This window comes from Streptomyces sp. Y7 (assembly GCF_043195415.1).
Lineage (GTDB): Bacteria > Actinomycetota > Actinomycetes > Streptomycetales > Streptomycetaceae > Streptomyces.
Genome location: NZ_JBIDDQ010000008.1, coordinates 147,424 through 170,796, shown reverse-complemented (window position 1 = coordinate 170,796; position 23,373 = coordinate 147,424). Strand labels below are relative to the sequence as shown.

The window sequence follows — 23,373 nt, the reverse complement described above, 5'->3', positions numbered from 1 at the left end:
CAGCGGTGTGCAGATGCTCGCTCACGCTGCCGCCCCTAGGGCCGGGCGGACCGGGATGCCGGTGGGTACGGAGACGATGTGGGCGGCGAGCAGCGGCGGCACGGCGTTGCCGATCTGCTCGAACTGCTTCGTCTTCGTGCCCTGGAACGGGTAGTCGGCTGGGAAGGACTGGAGTACTGCGGCTTCGGAGACCGTAGGACGGACGGTGTCCGGCTCTTCCTGGGAGCCGCTGCGCAGTATCCACTGGCTGCCGGATTTGGCGGTGAAGGTGGGGGCGGGACCGGCGTAGGGGTCGGCGGTCTGCCGGCTGCCGTCGGGCTGCTGGTTGCGGTTGGTGTGGAGGACCCAGGCGCCGCGCTGTTGGGCGGCGCGCAGCGCGGCGCGCGCCTGGGTCGGGAAGGGCTCGGGGCCGCCGGTCTTGCCGCCGCCGACGGTGACGGTGGGCGCGGGGCGGTCGGTGGCCCCCCAGCCGAGGGCTTCGGCCATCGTGATCCAGCGGGGCAGGTCGTCGCCGAACAGGCCGATGGCGCCGTGCTCGCTGTGCGTCGGCGTTGGCGCGGTGACGGACCTGACCCGGGATGCGATGAGGATCGCGCGTCGCCGGCTCTGGGGGACGCCGTAGTCGGCGGCGTTCACGAGGCCCGCCCACACGCTGTAGCCCCACTCCCGCAGCACGGCGGCGATCTGCCGGAACAGCGGGAGGACGTCGGGGACTTCCTCCAGGCACACCCACTCGGGGCGCAGGTCGTACAGCCAGCGCATCGGCTCCGCAGCCAGCAGGGACCGCTCGTCCTTGCACTGGGCGAGGAGTTCGGCGCGGGTGTCGCGGCCATGGGCGAGGTCGTGAACGGCCTGGTGCACGAGCGGCTGGTCGGCGAGTCCGCCGCGTTTCCCGGCGCGGGACCAGGCCTGGCACGGCGGCGACGCGATGAGCGCGGTGATGCGGTCTTTGAACGGGGCGGTCGGGTAGGCGGCTACGTCGGCCTGGATAGTCGAGTGGCCGGCGGCGTGCGCGGTCTGGCACGCCGCTGTGTCCCACTCCAGGCCGATGTCGGCCAGGCCGAGCATGCGCAGGCCCTCTGCCCAGCCACCAGGTCCGCGGAACAGTTCAACGATGCCGTTGGGGATCACGCGGCAACCTGCTCCGGTCGGGCTCTTGGCCGACGCGTCCACAACCCTGAGGGGTCGGGACACGACCTGCGCTCGCCGGATGTCGGTCGGTTCGGTCATGCTGGAGGTCTCCAGTCCTGTTGAGGGTGCTGGGTGACAAGGGCGGCCCCGTTCTTTGGCGAGATGCGGGGGCCGCCCTTGGCGTAGCTAGGCGTCGGGGTGGTCAGCGCAGTTGCAGTCCTGCTCCGGCCACTGGCAGTTCGGGCAACGCCCGTCGGCGTTGAGTGCGGCCTGCTGCTGGTGCCGCCATGCGGCGTACTGCTGGCGGACGTAGGCGCGCGGGTTGCAGCCCACGACGGCTCCGTCCAGGCCCATCAGCCGGGATGCCAGGTCGAGGGCGGTGCTGCGGCTGGCCGTGTAGCCGGGGATGAGGCCACTGGCCATGCGGTCCATGAGGGCCGCACGACGCAGCAGCCACTCACGCCCCCGGTCCTCGGTGTTGCTGAGCCACACCAGCTCCCCGCCTGGCTCGGGTGCGGTCGCGTATGCCTGGGTGGCATGGGGCCAGTCCGTGACGTCCGGCTCGGGCGTGTGCTTGTGGTCGGCCCGGACGTAGAGGCAGTGCTGACCTTCCCGGCCCGGGTAGTGGCGTGCGATGCCGGCCGTGAAGGCGGTGCCGAGTGTGGTCAGGACGCGGTCGGTTTCAGCGGGGTCGCAGATGACGCGGATTTCGAACATGGGTGGGCGGTCTCCTGTCAGCGCTTGGAGCCGAAGAGCTTGAGGCTGATCCCGCCGACACTGAGCGGCCCCGTGGCGCTGGCCACGGCGATGGCGGTGTGGGCGGCGAAGTCGAGCAGGGCGAGGAACGCGGCCACGGTGGCGAAGATCCCGATGGCTCCTGCTCCGGCGACGGCGAGCGGGATGAGGTAGTGCCTCAGCGGCCGTCCGGTCGACTCGGCGGTGTGGACGACGATGACGACCGGGGTGCCGGTGGTTTCGGCGCGGCGGTAGGCGTCGGCGGGGATGTGCGGGGCGATGATCCCCGGCGGGTCGCGGTGGGTCATCAGGGCTCCCTCGGGTGAGCCGCGCGGGCCCGCGCCGGAGGTGTGACGCGGGCCCGCGCGGGTGAGTGTCAGGCAGGTGTGCGGGGTGTGACGGGCCGCTGTTCCGGCGCGTCACACCCGCGCCTGCCTAGGGGTTTGGGTGTGACGCGCCCGTCACATGTGACGGGCGTCAGGCAGCCGTGAGGACGGGGACGATGCGCCACCTGCCGGTGGTGTTCGTCTGCTCCAAGCGGCCCTCGATGGCCGCTTCCTTCAGCCGCTTGGACACCCAGGAGCGGGAGAGGCTGTGGTGGTCGCACCAGTCCAGGAAGTCCTTCGGACCGACGATCATCTGTCCGGCTTCCTCGAACTCCTCCAGCGCCTGGGCGAACAGCTCCCGAGCTTCCTCCGGGGAGGGCTTGCGGCCGGCTTCCTGCCCGAAGATCGGGGCGTCGTCGCCTTCCTCAACGTCGGGCAGTTCGGCCTCCGGGTCGATGTGCTGGTCCTCCGGGTCCACGAGCAGACGGCCCTGTTCCATGTCGTCCTCCTCGGGGACGGCCCGCAGCACCGTCGCCTGCGGGTCGGCGCCGGAGTCCGTCCGGCCGGTGTAGGCGTTGCCCGCGACACCGGAGGCGGCGCCAGCGGTGACCGGGTCCGCGGCGGCGCCGTTGCGCTGTGCCCACGTGGCCAACAGCTCCATGACCGGCACGGCCCGGCCGGTGAAGCGCCACGTACGGCCCGGGGAGGCGTAGCGGTCCTCGGGGATGCCAGGGGAGACGACGTAGCAGTAGCCGGGCCGCCGGTTACCCCACGCCCCGGGGTGGGCGCCCTGTGCCAGCACCTCATCCGGCAGCGAGAACCCCTCATCGCGCGCGTCGCAGCCCAGCGCGATCACGGACGGGAGAGAGGCGCGAGTGGAGGTGGACATCTGGTCGTAGGAGGGCCGCTGAAGCGACACGATCAGCGAGACACCCGCCGAACGGGCCTCCTGGGCGATCCCAGTGAACGTGTCATCGCCCAGGTTGCGCAGGGTGTTGGCGGCCTCCTCGAACCAGGTGACCAGGAACGGCATCCCCTCACACCCGCACGCCGTGCCGTCGGCGTGGCAGGAGTGCTCGGGGTCGTTCTGCTGCTCGGCTGCCGCGGGCACCCACTGCCGGTAGCCGTGGGCACCCAGCCAGCGCGTGCGGGCGGGGATGACAGCCTCGACAGCCGCCACCATCACCTCAGTACCCGAGCCGCCCTCGACACCCCAGTCCAAACCGGGGCGTAGCGGGGCGAAGTCCTGGAACGCCTTGGGGTCGGAGAACCACACGATCACGTCCCGGCGGGAGAGGATCTCCGTGAGCAGGTTCAGGGCGGCATCGCCCTTGCCGGAACCGGTCCCGCCCGCGATCAGCCCGTGCGTGGAGTTGCGGCCCGACTCCGGGTCACCCGGCAGCCACATCACCAGCACGGAGCCATCGTCGTAGCGGCCGATGACCAGCGGATCGGCGATCGACCCACCCAGGTTCGAGGGGCCCTGCCACTCCACCACCTCGGACAACATGTCCTCCGGCACGATCACCAGGTCGCCACGGCGATTGGAATCAGGGTCGGGGGTGTAGCGAACCGCGGAGGTCGGCAGATCCAGGGCGGAGGCGAGGTTGCCCAACGCCTTGGCCATGTCGTCGTTGGTCTGCGTCCCCGCATCCAGCGCGACCGGGGCAGTGACCCGGTTGGTCTCCACCTTCGCCGCACCGATCTGCGCCCGCGCAAGCCCGATCTTCTCCAGCAGGCCCTTGTCGCCTCCGGCTGCGGTGGCGTCGGGGGTGTGGCGCAGGACCATGCGGATGTTCCAGGACAGAGCCAGAACCGGGCCGCCCATGAGATACAGGTCGTCGATCGGCCCGGCTGTCGGCCCGGACAGGCAGGCCGCGGTCACCCAGGCGGAGCCCGCGGCCACCGTGATGGCGGAGTGCAGGCGCCGCTGCTGAGTCGTGTTCTTGCCCATCAGCCACGTCCCGCCGGTCAGCGCGACGGAGGCCAGGGTCAGCCCCACGCCAGCCCAGGGGCTTTCGCCCCACTGCCAGTTGCCCACCGCCCCGACCAGCCCGGTACCGGCCCAGCCGAGCCACGGCGGCAGGTGCGGCTTGGCCCGGTTCAGCAGGTAGGCGCGGACGGTGCCGCCCGTACCTTCGTTCGTGGTGGGGACGGTGAGCGGGTAGGTCCGGCCGTCCTGGTCAGTCCACTGGTGAGTCATGGCTCAACCTCCTTACTGCTGAGCCCAGTTCATGACCGGCTGGGCGGGCTTGCGGGCGCGGTGACGGACCCGGTTGATCTCTTCCTCGAACTCCTGCTGGAAGGTCGCGTAGCAGGCCGCTGCGTTCTTCGCGGCATCCCGTAGGGAGTCCGCGGAGCGCTGCATCTTGCGGGAGACCTTCCGGGCGCGAACCCGGGAGCCGAACGCGCGGCCCTCCGGGTCCGGCACCGCGGCCAGGACGCCCTTGAGGATCTCCGCACCCATGGCGACCTCGATGGACAGCGTCACGGCCGCGGCCCGCAGGGTGTTGCAGTAGTTCCGCACCTGCGCCGGGGAGGTGAACTCCGGTGCTGGCAGGAGGGAGTCCGCGTGCGTACGGCCGCCGTGGGCACGTCCGGCAGCCTTGTTGTTGTTGACGGTGACGTTGATCGGCGGGACGAACGAGCCGCCCACCGCGCCAACGAACCCGCCCACGGCGGCCCCCGCGTTGGTGAACTTGGCACCCTTGTTCTGCGGGTTCGCGCCGTTGCGGTTGTTCGCCGGCGCCTGCCGACGCTGGCCGTTGGTGGTCTGAGCCATCAGGCAATCTCCCTTGAAGTCAGCGGGTGCGGCGGACGATGAGCCACGCGGTCTGCGCCACGATCAGGCCCAGCAGCCAGACCAGCCCGAGCGGGCCCGCCAGCGGGCCGAACCCGGCGGCCAGCGCCGCCCACGAGCCGGTGAGCATGGCGAGCACGGCCAGGCCGATGCGCCAGGCCAGCACGGAACCGTGGGCGGCGCGGCGGCGCTGCATGATGCCGAGCCAGACCGCCGGGGCCACGGCCAGCGGCGCGAGCACCAGCCCCGACCACCAGCCCAGGACGTGCAGGAGCGCGGTGACGACCAGCGCGAGCAGGGCGAAACCGGTGGGGGCGAGCGCGCCGCGGAAGCGCCACAGCGCGCGTCCCAGGAAGCCGAACGCCTCGCGGGTCAGCGAGGGCCGGTCCGGGACAACGATCAGGAACGGCTGCGAGCGGCGACCGCGCTGATGCGGGATACGAACGGTGTGGACACCCGCGCCACCGCGGGTTCGGGTACGGCTGGACACAGCGAAACTCCCAGGTTGAAGGGGGTGTTCAGGCGGCGCGCTGTTCTTCAGAAGCGATGCAGAGACCGCAGATGCCGTGCCTGGTCGACAGGCAGTAGCTGTAGGTGACCTGGCAGCTCGGGCAAGTGCGGCGGGCGAGCATCGCCAGCGCCAGGGCGCCCCACTTGCGCGAGGTCATGGGGCGGACCGGCAGTGCCAGGTCCACGCGGTAGAGGAAGGCGACCCGAGGCGTCCCCGCCTTGCGGTTGATGCGCATGACCTGAGCGGCGACTGGCTGTCCGCCGGGCCGTAAGCCGCGGGTGCGGAGCTGTCGGCGGGTGGCGTAGCCGTCCGGGGCCATGCGCCATGGGTAGGTCGGTATGCCGTAGCGGACCCCGTTCGGGTCGAAGCACTTGGCGTAGGCGGTCGGCATCAGACCATCGCCCCGTCAGCCTCGAAGGTGGGGTGGCCGGCGTCCCGGAGCTCCTGGTAGCGGGTGGACACCCACCCGACCGACCAGCCGCACAGCTCGGCAGCGGACCGCACCGGCAACCCCGCCTCGAAAGCGGCCTGCACGGTGGCACGGGCGCGATCCTCGGGGAGCTTCTCGACAGCGGGCCCGGCGGCGAGCAGCGCGGCGCGTTCACGCTCGGCACGGGCCTGACGCTCAGCCTGTTCACGGCGTTCACGCTCCACACGCGCGGCCCGCTCCTGCTCGGCCCGCTCAGCGGCCTCGCGCTCACGGCGTTCACGCTCCCGGGCCTGCTGTTCACGCTCGCGCTCTACGCGTTCACGCGCCTCCCGCTCAGCCTGCTCACGGGCCGCGGCGCGCTCGCGTTCCTCACGGCGGGCGGCTTCCTCGCGCTCGGCCTGCTCGCGGATCAGGTGTGCTTCGTGTTCACGCTGTTCACGCGCCAGCAGCGCGGCGTGCTCGCGCTCCTCACGGGCCAGGCGCGCGGCCGTCTCACGCCGCTCGGCAACCGCCCGCTCGCGGGCTTCCCGCTGTTCCTGCTGCCGTGTCTCCAGCTCGGCCACGGCGGCGGCGATCGCACGCCGGTAGGCGAGCCCGGTTTCCGCGGTGACGATCAGCAGCAGCGGCGCGACCGCGTGCACAGCCACACCCACCAGGTCCTTTTGCAGCGCAGAGTCCGCGACGTTGAGAGCGAGAGTCATGCAGCCGGTCATCCAGCGCAGCACGACCGGCCACCGCCCGCCGTGCCCTCCGAGCCGGGCCAGCACCGCATCCAGACGGACCACGATCACCACCGCGGCATCCACCACGAGCGGCAGGATCGGTGCCGTCCAGTCCCACTTGTCCTGGGTGTGCGCGGCAGCGAGGGGGGTGACGGCGAGGATCGAGTAGAGCATCGCGCCCGCCACGATCAGCCACGTACCGACCGACAGCGCGCGCTCGGCTGAACGGATCTGAACGGCGTTCACGCGCTCGCCCCCGTCCATGAACGCACCCGCGTCGCGGCGATCAGAACGACCGGCGAGGCAGGGTCACCGTGGGTCTCGCTGTCCTCGGTCCACGCCCAATCAGCGCCCGGTACCGGCTCGAAGCCCAGCACGCTGAGCGCCTCCGTACGCTCCGTGAACGTCGGCACCGGCAGAGCCCGTGCAAAGCCGAACTGCGGCCAGCACTCCGTGGTGTTCAGCAGGACCACGTACAGGCGCCAAGAGCCGCGGTACATGGACATCTGCGCCGTGAACCTCTGCTCCATCAGGCCACCACGCCGGAGTCGACGGAGTTGACCAGCTCCACCCGCGCGGCCAGCGCCCGGCGGCGGGCACGGCGAAGGCGACGCTCGTCCAGCTCGGTCGGAGTGCGATCCAGGGTGGCGATGTGCGCGTCAAGCAGGTCGATGTCCGCGAGGATGACGGGCATCTCGCGGTCGATCGCGTCCAGCTCCGCATCCGTCGGCTCCATGTAGTCGGCGAACGCGGTAACAGCATCCTGAACAGTCACGATGGGGTTCATAGGGTCGTGTTCCTCTCACAGGTGAACGGCCCGAACAGCACCCCCGGAGTTGCCCCTCCGGGGGTGCGCGCCGTTGTGGGTGATCAGCCGCGGCTTAGCGCGGCACGGCCACAGAGCAGCGGCCGGAGTGCCCCGGGCGGGAGTCGATCCCGCGCCCTCACGGCTGGATGCCGGGGCGAGTGCGCGGGCCTGAGCCGCGCCGGCCACCTTTTGCGGGAGGTGACGGCCCGTCGTACGCGATATGGATCTGTGCCTCAGTCCCGCTCTTCCGAGGAATCGCATCTCGGTCTCTTCGCGCGGCGTGCGTGCCCTTGGGCAGATCCGTTCTTTTGAGTCGGCGCGTGTCCCTGACGGGAGATGACCGACTGGTCTCCACTCGCCTCGGCCGGGGTGTCGTCACAGCCGTCGTGTCTGCGGTGGATCACGCTGTGGAGTTGTTGAGGCGTGCTCGCGCAGGCCGGATGAGCCCCTTTCGGGCTCCCGACCGGACCGGCGGGCACATCCCTAAGGTTCCCTAGGGTTCCCTGGGGTGTCAAGCGGTAAGCTAGGGAACCGCAGGGAACTAGATGCGAAGGAGCTAGCGAAATGGCTGGTCAGGCCGACAATCGGGCGCCGTACGCGAAGATTGCCGCCCACTACGCGGAGCAGATCGCGTCTGGTCAGATGCCGCCGGGGACGCTGCTGCCGAGCATCAAAAACCTCGCGGCGGAGTGGAGTGTCAGCACGGCAACGGCCGAGAAGGCGTTGCGCAAGCTACGCAACGACGGCCTAGTCCGAGGGATCCATGGGATCGGGACGGAAGTCCTGGACCAGCCCGCTCCCATGTCTTCGGGATCTCAGCGTCAAGACCGGGGCCGCCGTACCGGATCAAGTTGGGGGTCCGGTGAAAAGTCCGACTCGCACCAAGCCGCTGTAGTTCCGGCGCCCCCAGAGGTAGCGCAGGCTCTGGGCATCGAACCTCGCTCCGATGTGATCCGCCGGCGCCGGGTGTATAGGGACCGGCACGGCATCGTGGCGCACAGTACGTCTTGGATCCCGTCTCAGTACGGGAAGCTGATCCCGCAGTTGGCGAAGAGCGAGCGGTTGACTGGGGGAACTTCGCTTCAGCTCATCGCCGAAGCGACCGGGCTCCCGATCAGTCATCGCATCGATAGTGCCTCAGCGCGCCTGTTGGCAGCGGAGGACGCACAGCTTCTGGAGCTTGACCCTGAGAATCCGCCGACAGAACCCGTGGTCGTCATGACAGCGAAGTTCATCGACAGCGAGGGGAATGTCGTCGAGTACGGTGTCGACCTCGGGGGCCCTGGTCGCACATGGCGGACGGAATCGGAGGTTTCCCCGTGACGGCGGTCGACGACACACTGATGAGCGTGCTTGAAGACCGTTTGGACGCTCTGCTTGCCGCTCACCGTGCTGGCCCGCTCACCCCCGAAGCCGAAGCGAAGATGTCTGAGATCTCCCGGACCTTGACGAGACCGATGCCCTCACGCCCGCCGTTCTGCGTCCTCATGGCCGGCCTCCCCGGCTCCGGCAAGACCACCCTTTCCCGGGCCCTGACCGCTCGCGGCTTCGTGCGTCTGTGCCCGGATGAGGAGATGTATCGCCGTCACGGCGTGTATGGGGTGGACTTCCCGCGAGGCACCTTCCCCACCCTGGAGCGTCCGGTCCTGGAGGAGGTCGCGATTGAACTCCGCGAACATCTCCAGGCAGGGCGAGACGTCGTGGTGGACCATGGTTTCTGGACGCCGGACGACCGTGCTCGGTGGCGAGCCATTGCCGCCGACGCTGGCGCAACTCCGGTGCTTGTCTACCTCGAAGCGAGCCATGACGAACTCTGGGAAAGGATCAGCGAGCGCAATAAAGCCCACGCGCACGATCCCAACTCGATCTATTTCTCCGAGAGTGATCTTCAGCGCTACCGCACTCGCTTCGTGCCACCGGAGCCGAGTGAGCCGCACGTTACGTACGACGGCGACCTCGCAGCCGTGACTGCGGTGCTCGATGCCACCCGCTCCTGACTATCGCCCTCTCATCTGCTTGCCCAGGTAGGTGGATGAGAGGGGCGATTCCCTGTCGAGTCGGAGCATACTTCTTGATTAATGACGCTTCGAAAAGAGAGACACAACGCCAACTGGAAGGAGCTTTTCGTCAGGTTCCCCATCAATTTCTGGCTCGTACTGCGGAAATCTTGAGCAGATTTGCCGGAAGAGATCCAAGGGAACGCGAGCTTCCTCGGCAAGTGTGTGCTGACTCACTCCTGATCCTTCAAGGAGAGTGACGGCTCCTGGCAATAGCGATGGTTGTTCCAGAACTGGCATCACCCCAGGCTCCTGTCGTCGCCATCCTTTGGAGCTCAGGTACATCATTGCATTTCGGTATGTTACATCGCTCATTACGCCCAACGCGCGAGAGCGGTAAAGGAGGGCTTGGAGGCTGACCCCCCAAGATTCCTTTAGCCGTTGCAGTTGTCCCCAGTCTGCTTTGCCGGGAAGGAGATCGTGAATCTGATCTCTGGGCATTAGAAATTCTGAGGCAAATCGGTCCGCTTGCGCTTCAGTCTTGGCTGAACCTGGCTCTGCGTCTGTGTGCATGACTAGATGCCCCAATTCGTGAGCCAGGTCGAATCGTTGTCTATAATAGTCACGCTTGGCAGGGTTTAGTGCGACAACCGGGCGTGACATTCCCTCGAACGAATATGCGTCTACGCTCGCGCTCGCGAGTGCACTAAAAACTACGAGTATCCCTCGATTCTCTGCGCCGCGCACTAGGTGCGGGAGCGGCCCTAGTGGCATGTCCCAAGAGGACCGGAGGAGATTTGCGGCCTCCTCCGGAGAATCAGCGTCATCCCTGACTTCAAAGTGCGGAATATTCGCAGCGGGAAACTCTACATGCCTCTCAAGCGTGGCAGATACTTCGACAGTGGCCAGGCCATATGCCAACGCTTGATCTCGGGCTAGTTGGGTCGTGGACCTGAGGGAGCGGAAGTGTGCAACCACATCCGCGAATTCCAGCTCCACGGGGCCTGGTAGGAAGAATGAAGGATCCACGCCCAGGGCTAGGCTTAGTTGCGCAACGGTGGCTGGGGCTGGCCGCTTAGTGTTCTTTTCGTACGAAGCGATTGCTGTGGGTGTTTTCCCGACTTTATCGGCCAAGCCGTTCTTGCGGAGGCCCGCAAGGTGGCGGGCCAACCGCAAGCGCCTTCCATCGAAGAGCTGCGCAACATCACCGATCTGCACTGAGGATCGGTGACGAGAATTCATGCTTAACCACTCGTTTCGCTACTGTTGCGCTCATTTGGCGTCTTACGGAGACGTACCGGAGCGTCAGAGACAACTTCGTTCGGGTTAGGAGTGTACGGCTGCGGGTCGCGGCCGACCGGCATGCCCCCTCCAGGCTCGGGCGGAAGTGTCATCAGGTTGTGCTTCCAGTGCCATGACTGGTGGGTTATTAGGTTGGGGCGACCAAATACGAGTTCTCGCTCCTTGAACTCCTCGTGGATGCTGTGGCCGACAACGAAAGTGTTGCTTGTTTCTTCGTCGTCCGGGTCCATGGCTGGGGGAAAGGGTTCGAATCCATCCAGCATGAGGACACCCGCCGCGAACAAGTCGTACTCAGGCTCAGGGTCAGGGTCGGGGTGCGAGGCGACCCGACGCTTGGTTTCGCTCTTTGTGGCCCATCGAATCTTTCGGCTCTGCCCAAAGTGAAAGGACTGCAAGAGCCATCGTCGGGACCCGAACTGCCACCCCGGCGAGTTGTTCAGGGGAGCGTACGAGACAAGGTGTGGGTTCAGGCGGGGCATCCTGTCGAAATCGTCAGGGTGTAGCCCCTCTCGGACGGTGTCCATCCCGGCGTCTGACGGGAGGCCGGCAGGCAGATGGAAGTCGCCGCATGAGAAGACGCGGTCCATGCGGTCACAGATGAGGCCATGAGCGGTGTAGCCGACGTAGCCAGGCCCGTATCCGCGGCGTGGGTCGTAGTCCCGCATGGTCTCCGCGTACGCGGAAGCCACCGCCCACGAGATGCCGGCAAGCACGCCGGCCTTCGAGAGGTCGCTGACGACCTCCTCCTGCTCAGTCATGGCGGCACTATACCCAGAATCAGTAATCTGCGCATCAAAGTGAACCGTGTGGCCGCTAGTGCGACCTGGAGAGAACCTGTCTCTGCTGTGGCGCACTGTACAACCGAGCACTGACAACCCTGTCCTGATGCGAGGCATGGCGCCAGGGGTCTGAGGGCTGGTGGAGGGCGACCTCTTCCGGTCGTGCATCTGCTGTTGAGCGTCGTAGAGGAGGCGCGATTCCCCCAGGCGTCCCCCGGAGGGACCCCAGCGAGGTGAAGCCCATGGTCAGAGCGAATGAGGGGAGCCCGCTGTAAATCTGCCGGCTCAGCCTTCCCAGGTTCGAATCCTGGCGCCGCCACACTGGGGAAAACCCCTCCGATCTGCGGAAACGTAGAGCGGAGGGGTTTTCGCGTTCCCGGGGTGCGCCCGGGGCACACTGACCCCATGAGCACGCGTCGCAGAAGTTGCCCCGAGTGCCGTCGGGAGATCGCCGTCGTCGCCGGCCGGTTCGCACGGCACGACCCGCCGGGCGCGCGGGAGCACGGGGAACTGGTGTCGTGCCCCGGGTCGCGACGGCAGGCGGAACTCGGGGCGGCACAGCCCGCGTTGGACGGGTACGTCGTGCCCGAGTTTTCAGGTCAGCTTCCGCTGTTCTGAACCCGAGTGCCCGGCCAACTGCCGCTGCTCTGAACCCCGAGTCCCCGTTCAGCTGCCGCTGTCCTGAACCCCGCTACCGTGCGGTCGTGAACTGCCGTGCCCGGTACGCGTGTACCGCTTTGCGACGGTGACGCAGGACCCGCTCAGGTCGTGACGGCAGGGCCCGTTCGGTCGTGAGGGCAGGGCCCGTTCGGTCGTGAGGGCCGGACCCCGTCCAGGTCATGACGGCCCGACCCCGTCCAGGTCATGACGGCCCGACCCCGTTCAGATCGTGCCGGGGCCGTTGCGGACCCCGGCGGTGGCCGTCCTCAGTTCCCCGCCACCGACTTCACGGCTACCGACACCGGGGCCGAGCCGCTGATGACTTCGAGCGTCAGGCCGTGTGTCGCCGGGGTGTCGAGCAACTCCGCCAGGACGGCGGCCACGTCGTCGCGCGGAATCGGACCGCGGCCGGTGTGGGCCTCCAGACGTACCTGGCCGTTTCCGGCGTCGTTCGTGAGCATTCCGGGCCGCAGGATCGTCCAGTCCAGGGCGTCCAGGCCGCGGACGTACTCGTCGGCGGCGCCTTTGGCGCGCAGATAGACGTCGAAGATCTCGTCGCCCTCGTGCCGCGGGTCCGCGCCCATCGACGACACGACCAGGAAGCGCCTGACGCCCGCCCGGACCGCCGCGTCCGCGAACAGGACGGCCGCGCCCTTGTCCACCGTGTCCTTGCGGTCCGTTCCGCTGCCCGGGCCCGCGCCGGCCGCGAAGACCGCCGCGTCCGCGCCCTGGAGATGAGAGGCGACCTCCTCGACCGAGGCCGACTCCAGGTCCAGTACGACGGGTTCGGCACCGGCCGCCCGCAGATCGTCGCCCTGTTCGGCCTTGCGGATGATCCCCGCGACCTCGTCTCCGCGCGCGGCGAGCAGCTTCTCCAGCCGCAGCGCGATCTGACCATGACCACCAGCGATGACAATGCGCATGATTCCGACCGTACGCCCGGACAGCCGCATCCGCCGCACGACTTCAGCCACGCCCCACCGCCTTGGAGGCGTGCGCATCATGAACGGGCGCCGGGGTGCGAGTCGAGGGCGCACGTGGGTGACCGTGCGCCCCTCAAGCCACGCCACCCGCCCCTCAAACCCGTCACCCGGACCTCAAGCCGCGCCACCCGCTCCTCAAGCCGCGCCACTCGCCCTCAGGCCCGTCACCCGGACCTTAAGCCCGTCACCCGGACCTTAAGCCCGTCACCCGGACCTCAAGGCACGCCACCCGCCCCCAAGCCACGTCACCCGCCCCTCAAGCCCGTCACCCGGACCTCAAGCCACGTCACCCGCCCCTCAAGCCGCGCCACCCGGACCTCAAGCCGCGCCACCCGCCCCTCAAGCCGCGCCACCCGCCCCTCAAGCGACCCGCCCGGCCCCAAATCACCCTCGCCCGGCCCCCAAATCACCCTCGCCCGGCCCCCAAGTCACCCTCGCCCTGACCGCCTCACGACAGTTCCCCCCGCCCCTGCCGGGGCAGCCCCAACTCCGCGGCCACGGCGGAGTTGCAGTACTCCCGTACCGCGCTCGTCCGCGCGACAACCCGCCCCCGGTGCACCACGATCCGGCTGTACGCCAGCGACAGCGCGCCCGACAGCCGGTCCCCGCGGACCGCGAGCAGTTCGGCCGGGAAGCCCGCCTCCACCCGTACCTCGGGCAGACCCATTGCCGCGCGCGCCGACGCGCTGACACAGTCGTACGCGTCCTCGGGGCGCAGCCCGTGGCGGGAGGCCAGCAGATAGGCGGCCTCCAGCGGGTCCCCGCGGCCGACCGGGTTCGACACGTCCCGCAGGGCACCGCTGCCGGCGGCGACGCGTACGCCGGCGGCGCGCAGCAGTCGTACGGGCGCCGTGGCCCGTCGTTCCACGCCCCCGCAGCCGCCCTGCGGCAGGCACACGACCGTCACACCGGCCGCGGCGAGCTGGTCCGCGGCGCGGGAGGCCACCTGGGACGGCAGGCGTCCCAGGCCGCCGCACGGGCCGAGCGTCACACCGGGGCGGAGGCCGCCGGCCATCGCGGCGAGGCGGGAGAGGCGCGCCGGGTCGGTGGCGTCGGTGTGCAGGTCGACGGGGCAGCCGTGCTCGGAGGCGACCTCCAGGACCGCCTCCACGTAGCCGGTCGGATCCGGGTCGAGGTCGGGACAGCCGCCGACCACCGACGCGCCCATCTTCACGGCGTCCCGCAGCATCGCGAGCCCGTCGGCCCCGGCGACGCCGGTCAGCAGCCGGGGCATCGCCACCGTCGTCAACTCGGTGAGCCCGCGCAGCGAACGCCGTGCCTGGAGTACGGCGGCGAGCGCGTTCAGCTCCTGGATCTCGTCCACGCGTACATGCGCCCGGAGCACGGTCGCCCCGTGCCCGAGCTGGAGCAGAGCGGCCTCGGTGGCCCGGCGCTGCACGTCAGGCGGGTCGTAGGAGACCGGTCCGCCCTCGTCGGCGGAGAGCGCGGTGTCGCCGTGGGCGTGCGGCTCGGCCGGGGCCGGCAGGAGGAGATAGCCGCCGAGGTCCACGCGCGCACCGCACGCACGCGTGCCGCCCGCCAGGCTGCCGGCCGTGCCGACCGCCTCGATGCGTCCGCCGTCCAGCCGTACGTCCACGGTCCGGCCGTCGGTGAGCCGTGCTCCGCACAGCAGGAGAGCACTGGGATCGGCCGGTCCGGACGAGCCCGACGAGGAGGACGAGTGGGGCGGCTGGGGGTGGCTGTCGGGCATCGCGCTCCAGAGGCAAGATCACGCAGAGTGAGTCGAGCCTAGGGTGACGAGGGGGCACGGAAGCGCAGGAGCGCAATAGTCGTACCGGTGTGGTCCGCCGAACGGGAGCGCGTCCGCGGGACCCGCGATGGCCTGCGAGGTGTCCGTGTGCTCCGCCGATCGGCCCCAGAAGCGGGCCGTGAAACGGATTTGGGTGAACGGCGGCTGAGCGTGTAATGTCTTCATCGCTCGCCCCAATAGCTCAGTCGGTAGAGCGTCTCCATGGTAAGGAGAAGGTCTACGGTTCGATTCCGTATTGGGGCTCTGGTGTGAGAGGTTCCCGCCGCGAGGCGGGAACGGATCACATCAAAGCGGTGTAGCTCAGTCGGTAGAGCAAGCGGCTCATAATCGCTGTGTCACCGGTTCAAGTCCGGTCACCGCTACTGACAGTAGCCGATTGCGGGGTCGGTCCTTCGATCGGCTACTCTTCTATGCGTTAAACCATCCCATCCGTTCGTCAAGGAGCACTCACGTGGCTGCCACCGACGTCCGCCCGAAGATCACGCTGGCCTGCGTGGAGTGCAAGGAGCGGAACTACATCACCAAGAAGAACCGGCGTAACAACCCGGACCGTCTTGAGATGAAGAAGCACTGCCCGCGTTGCAACGCGCACACCGCGCACCGCGAGACGCGATAAATCAGGCTCGTACGCGAGGCCGCCCCCGACAGTGGGGGCGGCCTCGCGTCGTTTCGGGCCCGGTTACCGGCCGGTTCCGGTCGGCCCCGGCGCATCAGCCAGGCGCATCAGTCAGGCGAACCAGCAGGTCAACCGCAGTAGACAGCAGGAGGTACCGAGCCATGGCGCTCGACCAGTCCTTCGTGGGGCGGAGCTACCCGCCCACCGAGCCCTATGAGGTGGGCCGGGAGAAGATCCGTGAGTTCGCGGAGGCCGTGGGGGACACCAACCCGGCGTACACCGACCCGGAGGCCGCCAAGGCGCTGGGCCACCCGGACGTGATCGCCCCGCCGACCTTTGTCTTCTCCATCACGTTCAAGGCGGCGGGACAGGTCGTCGAGGACCCCCAGCTGGGCCTGGACTACAGCCGGGTCGTGCACGGTGACCAGAAGTTCGCCTACACCCGGCCGGTGCGCGCCGGTGACCGGCTGTCCGTCACCTCGACCATCGAGGCCGTCAAGTCCATGGCCGGCAACGAGATCGTCGACATCCGCGGCGAGGTCCACGACGAGGCGGGGGAGCACGTCGTGACCGCCTGGACGAAACTCGTGGCCCGTGGGGCGGACGCCGAAGAAGGGAAGGCCTGAGCGGCTATGACGGCGAAGATTGCGTACGGCGACGTCGAGGTCGGCACCGAACTGCCCGCCCAGACTTTCTCCGTGACCCGCGCCACGCTCGTCCAGTACGCGGGCGCCTCCGGCGACTTCAACCCGATCCACTGGAACGAGAAGTTCGCCAAGGAGGTCGGACTGCCGGACGTCATCGCGCACGGCATGTTCACCATGGCCGAGGCGATCCGTGTGGTCACCGACTGGACCGGCGACCCGGCGGCGGTCGTCGAGTACGGCGTCCGCTTCACCAAGCCCGTCGTCGTGCCCAACGACGACCAGGGCGCCACGATCGAGGTCAGCGGCAAGGTCGCGGCCCTGCTCGACGACAACCGGGTCCGGGTGGACCTGACCGTGGTCAGCGAGGGCCGCAAGGTGCTCGGTATGTCGCGAGCGGTCGTACAGCTCGCGTGAACGGCACGCGCGTGCCGTGAAGTAAGGGGCGTTCTCCCTGGTGAGGCGCCCCTTACGTGTTTCCGGCCGAGTCCCCTTGACCTAGTTAGTGATTGAGTACTAACTTAGCTTCATGGTCAGGATGAGTGCAGAGGAGAGGCGCGAGAGTGTCGTCCGCGCGGCGATGACCGAGTTCGCCCGTGGTGGCTACTACGGCACGTCCACGGAGGCGATCGCCAAGCGGGTCGGTGTCTCGCAGCCGTATCTCTTCCGGCTCTTCCCGGGCAAGAAGGCGATCTTCCTCGCGGCCGCCGAACGCTGTGTGGAGGACACCATCCGAATGTTCGAGGAGGCCTCCGAAGGGGTGGAGGGCGAAGAGGCCCTGCACGCCATGGGCGACGCCTATCGGAGGGTCGTCTCGGAGGAGCCCGAGCGGCTGATGATGCAGATGCAGATGTACCTCGCCGTGGCGGCCGCCGAGCAGGAGGGCGACCGCGAGTTCGGCGAGGCCGTGCGGACCGGCTGGACCCGGCTGTGGGACACCGTGCATCTGCCGCTGGGGGCCGACGTCCAGCAGACGACGACCTTCATGGCGTACGGGATGCTCATCAACTGCCTGGTGGCCATGGGCTTCCCGCCCGATCACCGGGTCTGGGCGGGGATGGAGCCGGCGGAGCCGGACGACGAGCGGGCGTAGCGGCGGGGTGGCGAAGGTTACCCTGCGTTTTTATGACCGCGAAAGTTAGTGATCGATAACTATCCATGCAGGCGGAACGCATCACCCCAGGGGGAGCGATGTCACACCACACCGATCAGAACGCGCGGGCCACCCGCCCGGGCGGGGCCGTATGGGCTCTCGTCATCACCAGCGTCGCCGGGTTCATGGCGGCACTCGACAACCTCGTCGTCACCACCGCACTGCCCTCCATCCGTGAGGACCTGGGCGGAGCGCTGCACGACCTGGAGTGGACGGTGAGTGCGTACACACTCACCTTCGCCGTCCTGCTGATGTTCGGCGCGGCCCTCGGCGACCGCTTCGGCCGCCGCAGGCTCTTCCTCGTCGGCATTTCGATCTTCACCGTCGCGTCCGCCGCCGCGGCCCTGGCGCCCGGCATCGACTCCCTGATCGCCGCCCGCGCGGTGCAGGGTGCCGGCGCGGCGATCATGATGCCGCTGACGCTGACCCTGCTGACGGCGGCGGTGCCCGCCGCCAAGCGCGGGATGGCGTACGGCATCTGGGGCGCCGTCAACGGGCTCGCGATCGCCTCCGGGCCGCTGGTCGGCGGCAGCCTCACCGAGCACATCTCCTGGCAGTGGATCTTCTGGCTGAACGTTCCGCTGGGCATCGCCCTGCTGCCGCTGGCCCGCCTGCGCCTGGCCGAGTCGTACGGCGCCGGCGCCCGGCTCGACATCCCCGGCACCCTGCTCGCCAGCGGCGGCCTGTTCGGGATCGTGTACGGGCTCGTGCGCGGCCCTGCCGACGGCTGGACCGGACGTCTGGTCCTGACCGGCCTGTTCGCCGGAGGCGCGCTGCTCGTCGGGTTCGTCCTCTACAGCACCCGCGCCAAGAACCCGATGCTGCCGATGCGGCTGTTCCGCTCCCGGGCGTTCTCCGGGATCAACGCCGCGAGCATGCTGATGTTCCTCGGCATGTTCGGGTCGATCTTCCTGCTCAGCCAGTACATGCAGATCGTGCTCGGCTACTCGCCGACCGAGGCGGGGCTGCGGATGCTGCCGTGGACCGGTATGCCGATGCTCGTCGCGCCGATCGCCGGCATCCTCGCCGACCGCATCGGCGGCCGGCCCGTCGTCGCCACCGGCCTGTTCCTCCAGGCGGCCGGCCTCGCCTACTTGGCGTCCGTGGTCACCGTCGACGTCTCCTACGCCGCCCAGCTGCCCGGCCTGATCATCAGCGGCGTCGGCATGGCCCTGTTCTTCGCCCCGGCCTCCCACCTGGTCATGTCCAGCGTCCGCGCCTCGGAGCAGGGCATCGCGTCCGGCGCCAACAACGCCCTGCGCGAGGTCGGCGGCGCGCTCGGCATCGCCGTCATGGCGTCGATCTTCTCCGCGCAGGGCGGCTACGAGACCGGCCAGACCTTCGTCGACGGCCTGCGGCCCGCACTGGTCACCGGCGGCACCGTCGTCGCCCTCGCCGGCGTCGCGGCTCTGATCATCCCGTCCCGGCGACGTGCCGGCGCGGCCGGGAGCGAGGCCGAGCAGGCCCCGAAGCGGGTGCTGGAGACGGCCGCAGGCTGATCCGTCCGCCCTGGCTCCACCTCATCGAGGGCACCGAATCCGGACCACGAGGACCCGAGGAGCAGTCATGCCCACCCTTCCCTGGACCGTCCCGAACCCCGCACCGCCCGGCACCGAGGCGCACGTCTTCGCCTCCCGCTTCGAGACCCGCACCCTCTGGGGAGCGTTCCGTTTCCTGGCCCGCACGCCCGGCGTGTGGTGGCAGGTGAGCCGGGCGCCCGGCGCGTACGGCGCCTCCCTGAAGGCCGAGCCCTTCAAGCGGACCTTCTGGACGCTGTCCGCCTGGGAGTCGCCCGCGGCGCTGAAGGACTTCGCGCGCTCCGGCACCCACGCCCCGACCTCACGGGGGCTGGCGGCGCAGATGCGGGACGCGAAGTTCGCCACCTGGCAGGTGCCGAGCGACGAGCTTCCGCTCGACTGGGCGGAGGCGTTGCGACGGCTGACCTGAACGCCACGCGCGCGTGGAGCGCGTATCGGCCCCGGCACTCCACAGGGGTGCCGGGGCTGTCGGTGCCGTCTCGTAGTCTTGAGCGCGTGCAGGAACTCCACGACGCCCCCCTCGCCCCCTTCACCACCTTCCGGCTGGGCGGCCCGGCCACCCGCCTGGTCACCGCCACCTCCGACGCCGACGTGATCGACGTCGTGCGCGAGGCCGACGCCACCGGGACCCCGCTGCTGCTGATCGGCGGCGGATCGAACCTGGTCATCGGCGACAAGGGCTTCGCGGGCACCGCGCTCGTCATCGCCACCAAGGGCGTCGAGCTGGAGGGCACCACACTCGAACTGGCCGCCGGCGAGGTGTGGACCGACGCCGTCGCTCGCACTGTCGAGGCCGGGCTCGCCGGAGTCGAGTGCCTCGCCGGAATCCCCGGCTCCGCGGGCGCCACGCCGATCCAGAACGTGGGCGCCTACGGCCAGGAGGTCTCCTCGACGATCACCGAGGTGATCGCGTACGACCGCCGGGCCGGCGAGACGGTCGTGATCCCGAACGCCGACTGCGCCTTCTCCTACCGCCACAGCCGCTTCAAGGCCGACCCGGAGCGCTACGTCGTCCTGCGCGTCCGCTTCCGGCTGGAGGACGCCGACGGGCTCTCCGCCCCGGTCAAGTACGCCGAGACCGCGCGCGCCCTCGGCGTCGAGGCCGGTGACCGCGTGCCCCTGGCCGCCGCCCGGGAGACGGTGCTGAAGCTCCGTAGCGGCAAGGGCATGGTGCTGGACCCCGAGGACCACGACACCTGGTCGGCCGGATCGTTCTTCACCAACCCGATCCTCACCGACGAGCAGTTCGCGGCGTTCCACGCACGCGTGCGCGAGCACCTCGGCGACGGCGCCGAGCCGCCCGCCTACCCGGCGGGGGAGGGGCACATCAAGACCTCCGCGGCCTGGCTCATCGACAAGGCGGGCTTCACCAAGGGGTACGGCACGGGCCCCGCGCGTATCTCCACCAAGCACACCCTCGCCCTCACCAACCGCGGTGAGGCGACCACCGAGGACCTCCTCGCGCTCGCCCGTGAGGTCGTCGCCGGCGTCCGCGAGACCTTCGGCATCACGCTGGTCAACGAGCCGGTGACGGTCGGCGTCAGCCTCTAGCGCGCGTTCCGCGGGGGCACGGCAGCCGCTCGCCCGGGTTCGCGGGTGCACGCAGCCTCTTAGGAGGGTTCGCGTCGGCACGGCAGCCCCCAGCGGGCGTTCACAGGGGGCATGTCTGCCTCCAGCGCGCGTTCGCGGGGCGCGGCCCGTCTCAATAGGCGACGCCCACGCCTCAGTAGGCGACGCCCACGCCCTGCTTCACCGTGGCCGGGTCCGTGACCGCCGCCAGCATGGCGTGCGCCGCATCGGCCCGTCCCAGGAAGCGGCCCCGGGCCGGGAACCCGCCCAGGACCTTGCGGTACGAGCCGGTGAGCGGCTTGTCCTGGAGGCGGGGCGGCCGTACGACCGTCCACTCCGTGGCGCTGCGGGCCAACTCGGCCTCCATCTCCCGCAGATCGGCGTAGATGTCCTTCAGGACAGCCGAGACGATGCCGCGCGCCGCCCGGTCGACGATGCCGTCCCCGTCAGGTTCGGGGCCGACCGGCGCCGCGCTCACCACGACCAGCCGCCGCACCCCCTCCGCCTCCAGGGCACCGAGCACCGTACGCGTCAGACGCGCCGCGATCCCCGCGTCCTTGCGGCTGCGGGCACCGAGCCCGGACAGCACCGCGTCCCGTCCGGCGACGGCGGGGCGCAACGCCTGCGGGTCGGTCAGATCCGCGCGGAACACCTCCAGCCGGTCGCCGGTGACGGGGAAGCGAGCGGGGTCCCGTACGACGGCCGTGACCTCGTGACCGGCGTCCAGCGCCTGACGGACGATCTCCTTGCCGATGCCTCCCGTGGCACCGAGGACGGTGAGTTTCATGAGGTCTCCCGTAGGGGTGGGATTCGGGTGGGTGAGTATTCACTCACCCCCATCTCCTCTAGAGTGAGTAAGTACTCACCCACCCGTCAAGGGCGATTGGACGATTCATGGAGAACCGACCCACCCGCGTTCGACTGCTCGACGCCGCCCACGACCTGATGCTCAGTGTCGGGCTGGCGCGGGCCACGACGAAGGAGATCGCGCGGGCGGCCGGGTGCTCCGAGGCGGCGCTGTACAAGCACTTCGCCAGCAAGGAGGAGCTCTTCATCCAGGTGCTCACCGAGCGGCTGCCCCCGCTGCGCCCGCTGCTCAGCGGCCTCGCGGCCGAGCCCGGCCGGCACTCCCTGGAGGAGAACCTCACCGAGATCGCCCGTCAGGCCGCGCTGTTCTACGAGCAGAGCTTCCCGATCGCGGCGTCGCTGTACGCGCAGACCGAGCTCAAGCGGCGGCACGACGACGCCGTACGGCAGATGGGGGCCGGCCCGCACGTACCGATCCAGGAGCTCGACACCTATCTGCGGGCCGAGCAGGAGATGGGCCGGGTCCGCACGGACGCGGACACGTTCGCCGCGGCCTCGCTGCTGATGGGGGCCTGCGCGCAGCGGGCGTTCGCCTACGACGCGACCAGGGAGGCGGTACGGCCGCCCGTGGACGACTTCGCCGCCCGGCTGGCCCGCACGCTCCTCGCCGGCATCGCCGACTGACCACCGGCCCCGCGAGCGAGGCGGACCGGTCAGCCGGTCCCGAGGCGGTCCGGGCCAGCCGGTCCCGAGGCGGTCCGGGCCGGCCGGTCCCGACGCGGACCGGACGAGCCGACCGGCCTCGCGAGTGCGACGGCCTGGGCGAGCCGTCCCTGCGCGGGTTGGGCGAGCCGTCACTGCGTGGGCCGGGTGAGCCTGCTCCTAGACCGGCCGAGTGAGCCCGCTCCTGCGTGGGCCGGGTGAGCCTGCTCCTGGACGGGCCGAGTGAGCCCGCTCCTACACGGGCTGGGTGAGCCAGTCGTCCACGCCCGCCAGCAGCTTGCCCTTCACGTCCTCGGGTGCGGCCGAGGCGCGCACCGACTGCCGGGCCAGTTCCGCCAACTCCTCGTCCGTGAAGGCGTGATGGCGGCGCACGAGGTCGTACTGGGCGGCGAGCCGCGAGCCGAAGAGCAGCGGGTCGTCGGCGCCGAGGGCCATCGGCACACCCGCGTCGTACAGGGTCCGCAGCGGGACGTCCTCGGGCTTCTCGTAGACGCCGAGGGCGACGTTCGAGGCGGGGCACACCTCACACGTCACGCCCCGGTCGGCGAGGCGCTTCAGCAGCCGCGGGTCCTCCGCCGCCCGCACCCCGTGCCCGATCCGGTGCGCGTCCAGGTCGTCCAGGCAGTCGCGGACCGAGGACGGTCCGGTCAGCTCGCCGCCGTGCGGGGCCGACAGCAGGCCGCCCTCGCGGGCGATGTGGAAGGCACGGTCGAAGTCCCGCGCCATGCCGCGGCGTTCGTCGTTCGACAGCCCGAAGCCGACGATGCCGCGGTCGGCGTAGCGCACCGCGAGCCGCGCCAGCGTGCGGGCGTCCAGCGGGTGCTTCATACGGTTCGCGGCGACCAGCACGCGCATCCCGAGCCCCGTGTCCCGCGACGCCGTCTCCACCGCGTCCAGGATGACCTCCAGCGCCGGGATCAGACCGCCCAGCCGGGGCGCGTACGACGTCGGGTCGACCTGGATCTCCAGCCAGCCGGAGCCGTCCCTGAGGTCCTCCTCCGCGGCCTCTCTGACCAGCCGCTGGATGTCCTCCGGCTCCCGCAGGCACGAGCGCGCGGCGTCGTACAGGCGCTGGAAGCGGAACCAGCCGCGCTCGTCCGTCGCCCGCAGCTTCGGAGGCTCCCCACTGGTCAGCGCGTCGGTCAGGGCCTCGGGCAGGCGCACACCGTATTTGTCGGCCAGTTCCAGCACGGTCGTCGGCCGCATCGAGCCGGTGAAGTGCAGGTGCAGATGGGCTTTCGGCAGTTCAGAGACATCACGTACACGCTCCATTCCAGGATCCTGCCGCACGCCCGCGCCGTCCCGGTAGCGGTTTCCCCTTTAGTGGTCTTGCTCGCACAAACAAACGGGGCCACCTCCGAAACCGGA

27 protein-coding genes and 2 tRNA genes are annotated in these 23,373 nt (G+C 69.6%); 13 read left to right on the top strand and 16 right to left on the bottom strand.

What is annotated here, in order from left to right; all coding sequences use genetic code 11:
* Positions 1 to 21: 21 nt before the first annotated feature.
* The 10 genes from ACGFW6_RS22130 to ACGFW6_RS22085 form a co-directional block, all read right to left on the bottom strand.
* Complete coding sequence (locus ACGFW6_RS22130) at positions 22 to 1,230, bottom strand: DNA cytosine methyltransferase (RefSeq protein ID WP_393512321.1); 1,209 nt, start codon at positions 1,228 to 1,230, stop codon at positions 22 to 24.
* Positions 1,231 to 1,317: 87 nt separating this feature from the next.
* Entirely contained in the window at positions 1,318 to 1,848 is a 531-nt protein-coding gene (locus ACGFW6_RS22125; RefSeq protein ID WP_393512318.1) for a hypothetical protein, read from the bottom strand.
* 17 nt (positions 1,849 to 1,865) lie between these two features.
* Complete coding sequence (locus tag ACGFW6_RS22120; RefSeq protein ID WP_393512315.1) at positions 1,866 to 2,174, bottom strand: hypothetical protein; 309 nt, start codon at positions 2,172 to 2,174, stop codon at positions 1,866 to 1,868.
* 169 nt (positions 2,175 to 2,343) lie between these two features.
* Complete coding sequence (gene traB, locus ACGFW6_RS22115) at positions 2,344 to 4,395, bottom strand: plasmid transfer protein TraB (protein WP_393512312.1); 2,052 nt, start codon at positions 4,393 to 4,395, stop codon at positions 2,344 to 2,346.
* A gap of 12 nt (positions 4,396 to 4,407) precedes the next feature.
* Positions 4,408 to 4,974, bottom strand: coding sequence for a plasmid transfer protein TraA (gene traA / locus ACGFW6_RS22110; RefSeq protein WP_393512309.1), 567 nt, complete (start codon positions 4,972 to 4,974; stop codon positions 4,408 to 4,410).
* 19 nt (positions 4,975 to 4,993) lie between these two features.
* The gene (locus ACGFW6_RS22105) at positions 4,994 to 5,482 is read right to left on the bottom strand and encodes a hypothetical protein (RefSeq protein WP_393512306.1); all 489 of its coding nucleotides are present in this window, start codon (positions 5,480 to 5,482) and stop codon (positions 4,994 to 4,996) included.
* A gap of 28 nt (positions 5,483 to 5,510) precedes the next feature.
* Positions 5,511 to 5,894 (bottom strand): RRQRL motif-containing zinc-binding protein, encoded by a 384-nt coding sequence (locus ACGFW6_RS22100; protein ID WP_393512303.1) that lies wholly within the window; start codon positions 5,892 to 5,894, stop codon positions 5,511 to 5,513.
* Positions 5,894 to 6,901: a DUF2637 domain-containing protein gene (locus ACGFW6_RS22095; RefSeq protein WP_393512792.1), complete on the bottom strand. Its 1,008-nt coding sequence runs from the start codon at positions 6,899 to 6,901 to the stop codon at positions 5,894 to 5,896. The genes ACGFW6_RS22100 and ACGFW6_RS22095 overlap by 1 nt, the downstream gene beginning before the upstream one ends.
* On the bottom strand, positions 6,898 to 7,185 hold the full coding sequence (locus ACGFW6_RS22090) for a DUF6303 family protein (protein WP_393512300.1): 288 nt from the start codon (positions 7,183 to 7,185) through the stop codon (positions 6,898 to 6,900). Before ACGFW6_RS22090 ends, ACGFW6_RS22095 begins: the two co-directional genes overlap by 4 nt.
* The gene (locus ACGFW6_RS22085; protein ID WP_393512297.1) at positions 7,185 to 7,442 is read right to left on the bottom strand and encodes a DUF6284 family protein; all 258 of its coding nucleotides are present in this window, start codon (positions 7,440 to 7,442) and stop codon (positions 7,185 to 7,187) included. Before ACGFW6_RS22085 ends, ACGFW6_RS22090 begins: the two co-directional genes overlap by 1 nt.
* 585 nt (positions 7,443 to 8,027) lie before the next feature.
* On the opposite strand from ACGFW6_RS22085, the gene ACGFW6_RS22080 reads away from it, so the two are divergent.
* Both ACGFW6_RS22080 and ACGFW6_RS22075 read left to right on the top strand, forming a co-directional pair.
* Positions 8,028 to 8,786, top strand: a complete 759-nt coding sequence (locus ACGFW6_RS22080) for a GntR family transcriptional regulator (RefSeq protein ID WP_393512294.1) — start codon at positions 8,028 to 8,030, stop codon at positions 8,784 to 8,786.
* A complete protein-coding gene (locus ACGFW6_RS22075) occupies positions 8,783 to 9,460 on the top strand; it encodes an AAA family ATPase (protein WP_393512291.1) in 678 nt (225 codons plus the stop codon). Before ACGFW6_RS22080 ends, ACGFW6_RS22075 begins: the two co-directional genes overlap by 4 nt.
* A gap of 78 nt (positions 9,461 to 9,538) precedes the next feature.
* On the opposite strand, the gene ACGFW6_RS22070 is transcribed toward ACGFW6_RS22075, so the two are convergent.
* Positions 9,539 to 10,702 (bottom strand): helix-turn-helix domain-containing protein, encoded by a 1,164-nt coding sequence (locus ACGFW6_RS22070; protein WP_393512288.1) that lies wholly within the window; start codon positions 10,700 to 10,702, stop codon positions 9,539 to 9,541.
* Between the two features lie 2 nt (positions 10,703 to 10,704).
* Positions 10,705 to 11,520, bottom strand: a complete 816-nt coding sequence (locus tag ACGFW6_RS22065; protein ID WP_393512285.1) for a hypothetical protein — start codon at positions 11,518 to 11,520, stop codon at positions 10,705 to 10,707.
* 426 nt (positions 11,521 to 11,946) lie between these two features.
* Between ACGFW6_RS22065 and ACGFW6_RS22060 the strand changes: the two genes are divergently transcribed.
* Positions 11,947 to 12,159, top strand: a complete 213-nt coding sequence (locus ACGFW6_RS22060) for a hypothetical protein (RefSeq protein WP_393512282.1) — start codon at positions 11,947 to 11,949, stop codon at positions 12,157 to 12,159.
* A gap of 308 nt (positions 12,160 to 12,467) precedes the next feature.
* On the opposite strand, the gene ACGFW6_RS22055 is transcribed toward ACGFW6_RS22060, so the two are convergent.
* Together ACGFW6_RS22055 and ACGFW6_RS22050 are read right to left on the bottom strand one after the other, a co-directional pair.
* Entirely contained in the window at positions 12,468 to 13,124 is a 657-nt protein-coding gene (locus ACGFW6_RS22055) for an SDR family oxidoreductase (protein ID WP_393512280.1), read from the bottom strand.
* Between the two features lie 508 nt (positions 13,125 to 13,632).
* Entirely contained in the window at positions 13,633 to 14,895 is a 1,263-nt protein-coding gene (locus ACGFW6_RS22050; protein ID WP_393512277.1) for an amidohydrolase family protein, read from the bottom strand.
* Between the two features lie 230 nt (positions 14,896 to 15,125).
* Here ACGFW6_RS22050 and ACGFW6_RS22045 point away from each other — a divergent pair.
* From ACGFW6_RS22045 to ACGFW6_RS22005, 9 genes are all read left to right on the top strand, one after another.
* Positions 15,126 to 15,198, top strand: a tRNA-Thr gene (locus ACGFW6_RS22045).
* 46 nt (positions 15,199 to 15,244) lie between these two features.
* Positions 15,245 to 15,317: transfer RNA gene (locus ACGFW6_RS22040), tRNA-Met, on the top strand.
* A gap of 89 nt (positions 15,318 to 15,406) precedes the next feature.
* A complete protein-coding gene (rpmG, locus tag ACGFW6_RS22035; protein WP_003948671.1) occupies positions 15,407 to 15,571 on the top strand; it encodes a 50S ribosomal protein L33 in 165 nt (54 codons plus the stop codon).
* A 161-nt stretch (positions 15,572 to 15,732) separates the two neighbouring features.
* The gene (locus ACGFW6_RS22030) at positions 15,733 to 16,197 is read left to right on the top strand and encodes a MaoC family dehydratase N-terminal domain-containing protein (protein WP_393512274.1); all 465 of its coding nucleotides are present in this window, start codon (positions 15,733 to 15,735) and stop codon (positions 16,195 to 16,197) included.
* Between the two features lie 6 nt (positions 16,198 to 16,203).
* The gene (locus ACGFW6_RS22025; RefSeq protein ID WP_393512271.1) at positions 16,204 to 16,632 is read left to right on the top strand and encodes a MaoC family dehydratase; all 429 of its coding nucleotides are present in this window, start codon (positions 16,204 to 16,206) and stop codon (positions 16,630 to 16,632) included.
* A 112-nt stretch (positions 16,633 to 16,744) separates the two neighbouring features.
* Complete coding sequence (locus ACGFW6_RS22020; RefSeq protein ID WP_393512268.1) at positions 16,745 to 17,308, top strand: TetR/AcrR family transcriptional regulator; 564 nt, start codon at positions 16,745 to 16,747, stop codon at positions 17,306 to 17,308.
* A 98-nt stretch (positions 17,309 to 17,406) separates the two neighbouring features.
* On the top strand, positions 17,407 to 18,867 hold the full coding sequence (locus ACGFW6_RS22015) for a DHA2 family efflux MFS transporter permease subunit (protein ID WP_393512265.1): 1,461 nt from the start codon (positions 17,407 to 17,409) through the stop codon (positions 18,865 to 18,867).
* Positions 18,868 to 18,934: 67 nt separating this feature from the next.
* Complete coding sequence (locus ACGFW6_RS22010) at positions 18,935 to 19,315, top strand: DUF3291 domain-containing protein (RefSeq protein ID WP_393512262.1); 381 nt, start codon at positions 18,935 to 18,937, stop codon at positions 19,313 to 19,315.
* An 86-nt stretch (positions 19,316 to 19,401) separates the two neighbouring features.
* Positions 19,402 to 20,457, top strand: coding sequence for a UDP-N-acetylmuramate dehydrogenase (locus ACGFW6_RS22005; RefSeq protein ID WP_393512259.1), 1,056 nt, complete (start codon positions 19,402 to 19,404; stop codon positions 20,455 to 20,457).
* Positions 20,458 to 20,629: 172 nt separating this feature from the next.
* Here the strand turns inward: ACGFW6_RS22005 and ACGFW6_RS22000 are convergent, their stop codons facing one another.
* Complete coding sequence (locus ACGFW6_RS22000) at positions 20,630 to 21,262, bottom strand: NAD(P)-dependent oxidoreductase (protein WP_393512256.1); 633 nt, start codon at positions 21,260 to 21,262, stop codon at positions 20,630 to 20,632.
* Between the two features lie 107 nt (positions 21,263 to 21,369).
* On the opposite strand from ACGFW6_RS22000, the gene ACGFW6_RS21995 reads away from it, so the two are divergent.
* Entirely contained in the window at positions 21,370 to 21,966 is a 597-nt protein-coding gene (locus tag ACGFW6_RS21995; protein ID WP_393512253.1) for a TetR/AcrR family transcriptional regulator, read from the top strand.
* 273 nt (positions 21,967 to 22,239) lie between these two features.
* Here ACGFW6_RS21995 and ACGFW6_RS21990 read toward each other — a convergent pair whose 3' ends face one another.
* On the bottom strand, positions 22,240 to 23,277 hold the full coding sequence (locus ACGFW6_RS21990; RefSeq protein ID WP_393512250.1) for an adenosine deaminase: 1,038 nt from the start codon (positions 23,275 to 23,277) through the stop codon (positions 22,240 to 22,242).
* Positions 23,278 to 23,373 lie beyond the last annotated feature (96 nt).

Excerpts from the sequence above, each read along its gene's own strand:
- ACGFW6_RS22130 (WP_393512321.1), bottom strand. The coding sequence starts at position 1,230 with ATGACCGAACCGACCGACATCCGGCGAGCGCAGGTCGTGTCCCGACCC.
- ACGFW6_RS22125 (WP_393512318.1), bottom strand. The coding sequence starts at position 1,848 with ATGTTCGAAATCCGCGTCATCTGCGACCCCGCTGAAACCGACCGCGTC.
- ACGFW6_RS22120 (WP_393512315.1), bottom strand. The coding sequence starts at position 2,174 with ATGACCCACCGCGACCCGCCGGGGATCATCGCCCCGCACATCCCCGCC.
- traB (WP_393512312.1), bottom strand. The coding sequence starts at position 4,395 with ATGACTCACCAGTGGACTGACCAGGACGGCCGGACCTACCCGCTCACC.
- traA (WP_393512309.1), bottom strand. The coding sequence starts at position 4,974 with ATGGCTCAGACCACCAACGGCCAGCGTCGGCAGGCGCCGGCGAACAAC.
- ACGFW6_RS22100 (WP_393512303.1), bottom strand. The coding sequence starts at position 5,894 with ATGCCGACCGCCTACGCCAAGTGCTTCGACCCGAACGGGGTCCGCTAC.
- ACGFW6_RS22090 (WP_393512300.1), bottom strand. The coding sequence starts at position 7,185 with ATGGAGCAGAGGTTCACGGCGCAGATGTCCATGTACCGCGGCTCTTGG.
- ACGFW6_RS22085 (WP_393512297.1), bottom strand. The coding sequence starts at position 7,442 with ATGAACCCCATCGTGACTGTTCAGGATGCTGTTACCGCGTTCGCCGAC.
- ACGFW6_RS22080 (WP_393512294.1), top strand. The coding sequence starts at position 8,028 with ATGGCTGGTCAGGCCGACAATCGGGCGCCGTACGCGAAGATTGCCGCC.
- ACGFW6_RS22070 (WP_393512288.1), bottom strand. The coding sequence starts at position 10,702 with ATGAATTCTCGTCACCGATCCTCAGTGCAGATCGGTGATGTTGCGCAG.
- ACGFW6_RS22065 (WP_393512285.1), bottom strand. The coding sequence starts at position 11,520 with ATGACTGAGCAGGAGGAGGTCGTCAGCGACCTCTCGAAGGCCGGCGTG.
- ACGFW6_RS22060 (WP_393512282.1), top strand. The coding sequence starts at position 11,947 with ATGAGCACGCGTCGCAGAAGTTGCCCCGAGTGCCGTCGGGAGATCGCC.
- ACGFW6_RS22055 (WP_393512280.1), bottom strand. The coding sequence starts at position 13,124 with ATGCGCATTGTCATCGCTGGTGGTCATGGTCAGATCGCGCTGCGGCTG.
- ACGFW6_RS22050 (WP_393512277.1), bottom strand. The coding sequence starts at position 14,895 with ATGCCCGACAGCCACCCCCAGCCGCCCCACTCGTCCTCCTCGTCGGGC.
- ACGFW6_RS22030 (WP_393512274.1), top strand. The coding sequence starts at position 15,733 with ATGGCGCTCGACCAGTCCTTCGTGGGGCGGAGCTACCCGCCCACCGAG.
- ACGFW6_RS22025 (WP_393512271.1), top strand. The coding sequence starts at position 16,204 with ATGACGGCGAAGATTGCGTACGGCGACGTCGAGGTCGGCACCGAACTG.
- ACGFW6_RS22020 (WP_393512268.1), top strand. The coding sequence starts at position 16,745 with ATGGTCAGGATGAGTGCAGAGGAGAGGCGCGAGAGTGTCGTCCGCGCG.
- ACGFW6_RS22015 (WP_393512265.1), top strand. The coding sequence starts at position 17,407 with ATGTCACACCACACCGATCAGAACGCGCGGGCCACCCGCCCGGGCGGG.
- ACGFW6_RS22010 (WP_393512262.1), top strand. The coding sequence starts at position 18,935 with ATGCCCACCCTTCCCTGGACCGTCCCGAACCCCGCACCGCCCGGCACC.
- ACGFW6_RS22000 (WP_393512256.1), bottom strand. The coding sequence starts at position 21,262 with ATGAAACTCACCGTCCTCGGTGCCACGGGAGGCATCGGCAAGGAGATC.
- ACGFW6_RS21995 (WP_393512253.1), top strand. The coding sequence starts at position 21,370 with ATGGAGAACCGACCCACCCGCGTTCGACTGCTCGACGCCGCCCACGAC.
- ACGFW6_RS21990 (WP_393512250.1), bottom strand. The coding sequence starts at position 23,277 with ATGGAGCGTGTACGTGATGTCTCTGAACTGCCGAAAGCCCATCTGCAC.